Source organism: Clostridium sp. HV4-5-A1G (assembly GCF_900184915.1).
Classification (GTDB): domain Bacteria; phylum Bacillota; class Clostridia; order Clostridiales; family Clostridiaceae; genus Clostridium_B; species Clostridium_B aromativorans.
In genome coordinates this window covers 1-2,622 of record NZ_FXYI02000289.1, presented here as the reverse complement: position 1 = coordinate 2,622, position 2,622 = coordinate 1, and the positions used below count along the sequence as shown (strand labels likewise).

The window sequence follows — 2,622 nt, the reverse complement described above, 5'->3', positions numbered from 1 at the left end:
AAGGTATATATATTATATAATAAGTTATATAATAAAATAAAGCTGTTTTGTGTAAAACTGTAAAATAAAATTATATATAACATATCAGGAGGTATTAAGATGGAAATATTGGTTTTAACAGGAAGTCCACATTTACAGGGAACTACAGCATTTCTTGCCGATGAGTTTTGTGATGGCGCAAAAGAAGCAGGCCATGAAATAGTTCGTTTTGATACAGCAAGATTAGATATTCATCCGTGTATAGCCTGTTCTCATTGTCTTAAGAATGATGGCAAATGTGTATATAATGATGACATGTTACAAGTTTATCCGCATCTATTGACAGCTCATGCTGTTGTTTTAGTAACACCGCTCTATTATTTTAATATGTCAGCACAGCTTAAGCGTACTATTGACCGATTTTTTTCTGTTGATTCTGCACTGCGTAAGATGTCAAAAAAACTTTATTTAATTGCTGCTGGCGGAGTTAAGGATAATTGGGCAATGGATACTTTAAAAGTGAATTTTCATTCACTATGTCATTATCTTCATTGGCAGGAGGGAGGTATGCTTCTTGTTTTGGGTTCAAGCAGCAGAAAAGATGTAGAAAATAGTGAATACCAGAAAATGGCAAGAAATTTAGGGTCGGGTTTATAGTTGTGACTGATAGACACAAGCTCAATATATAATGTTTTAAAGGAGAATGATTATGACAGCTATCATTGTGTATATACTGTTGATCATAGCAGTGAGCACCTTGTTTTCAGCTTATTCAAGTTTTAAATCTGACAGTGAAATCAAGGAGAGAATAAAAAGTAATTGGGGCAGAGAAAAAGATGAAAAATACAATGATGACGATATGAATAGCATTGCTGAGTATTTTAACAACAGGAGGGAAAAAAATAGAAGTGATTTTTTTATTGATGAAATTACATGGAATGATCTGAGTATGGATGATGTTTTTAAAAACATCAACGCCACGGAAAGCAGCCCCGGTGAACAATTTTTATACAACATGCTTAGAGAACCGCTGTACGATGAGAGAGAACTTAAAAATAGGGACAGATTGATAAAATTTTTTCAGGACAACCCAATTGAAAGGGGGAAAATCCAGTATATACTTGCCAGGCTAGGTAAAAATAGGAACTGTTTTATATCTGATTATTTTTATAAAAAAGAAAGTGAGAGAAAATCAAATCTTATTTACTATAGAATCCTGGGGGGAATACCCATTTTGGGAATTGTACTGCTGTTTTTCAAGCCCTATGCTGCATTGATTATAATCATGGTATCTTTTGGTGTAAATATATATAAACATTACAGCGAGAAGAAAAAAATAGTACATAAATTTGAAGCTTTTATGTACATACTCAAAATAGCCAAATATGCAGGGTTGATTTTAAAGGAACAGGTGGAGGAACTCCAGGGATATAATGAAAAACTAAGATATGCTCTTAAGGGCATAAAAAGCATAAAAAATGCAGCTTTTAGTCAGAGTGGAGGTGCTACGGATTCAGGTATACTTACAGAGTACATGGGAATGTTTTTTCTGGTGGAACTTATAAATTATGAAAAAATGTCCGATATGCTTATAGAAAGAAGCAGTGAGTTCGAAGCTATATTTGAGGTCGTAGGTGTAATAGACAGCTGCATATCCATAGCATCATATAGAGAGAGGATGCAAAATTATGTGACGCCTAAATTGATTAGATGCAGTAAAAAGCAGGCTCAAGTCAGTATATTTAAAGAACTCAGGCATCCTCTTATAAAAAATTCGATACCAAATTCCATAGAAATTGACAATTCAATTTTAATTACAGGATCCAATGCTTCCGGGAAATCCACCTTTTTAAAGACAGTGGCCATAAATATTATACTGGCTCAAACAATATATACTTGCCTGGCCTCGGAGTTCAAATGCTGTTATTTTAGAATATACACTTCTATGGCACTTAAAGATAATATATTCAATAATGAAAGTTATTATATAGTAGAAACAAAGTCTCTAAAGAGAATAATAGACAATATAGGGGATGACGTCCCAACCATATGCTTTGTAGATGAGATATTGAGGGGAACTAATACGGTGGAAAGAATAGCGGCTTCTTCTCAGGTACTAAAATATCTTACCTTAAACAATTGCATATGTGTGGCAGCTACCCACGATGTAGAACTTACATATATACTTGAAAAATATTTTTCCAACTATCACTTTCAAGAGAGGATAGTGGATAATACTATATCTTTTGACTATAAGATACATAAAGGAAGATCCCAAACTCAAAATGCAATAAAACTCTTAGGGATTTTAGGATATAATGATGATATAGTGGAAAAAGCTAAGGAAAAGGCATCAGAATTTTTAAAGGATGGAATATGGCAGGTAGAATAATTTTTATACTGTATTAAATTAAAATGGAAAGGGGAGTGTAAAAATTTTATACTCTCCTTTCCATATAGGTTTTAGTTAGGCGTTTGCGAAACGCTGTAATCCGCATAAATGCGGTATATTTTTTGTTGCAAAATAAAATAACTCCTCACTGATTTATGGTAAAATTGAATTGAATCAAGAAACAAAATCACCATTATACCTCAGAAAGGAGTTACATATTTATGATAACATATAAACAGCTTTCTTTGGCA

General features: G+C 33.0%; 2 protein-coding genes. Both read left to right on the top strand.

What is annotated here, in order from left to right:
• Positions 1–99 precede the first annotated feature (99 nt).
• Positions 100–636, top strand: a complete 537-nt coding sequence (locus J5G60_RS17830) for a flavodoxin family protein (RefSeq protein WP_150358656.1) — start codon at positions 100–102, stop codon at positions 634–636.
• 52 nt (positions 637–688) lie between these two features.
• Positions 689–2,371: a MutS-related protein gene (locus J5G60_RS17825; RefSeq protein ID WP_150358657.1), complete on the top strand. Its 1,683-nt coding sequence runs from the start codon at positions 689–691 to the stop codon at positions 2,369–2,371.
• Positions 2,372–2,622: the final 251 nt, after the last annotated feature.

Coding starts and splice junctions, on each gene's coding strand:
- J5G60_RS17825 (WP_150358657.1), top strand. CDS start 689: ATGACAGCTATCATTGTGTATATACTGTTGATCATAGCAGTGAGCACC.
- J5G60_RS17830 (WP_150358656.1), top strand. CDS start 100: ATGGAAATATTGGTTTTAACAGGAAGTCCACATTTACAGGGAACTACA.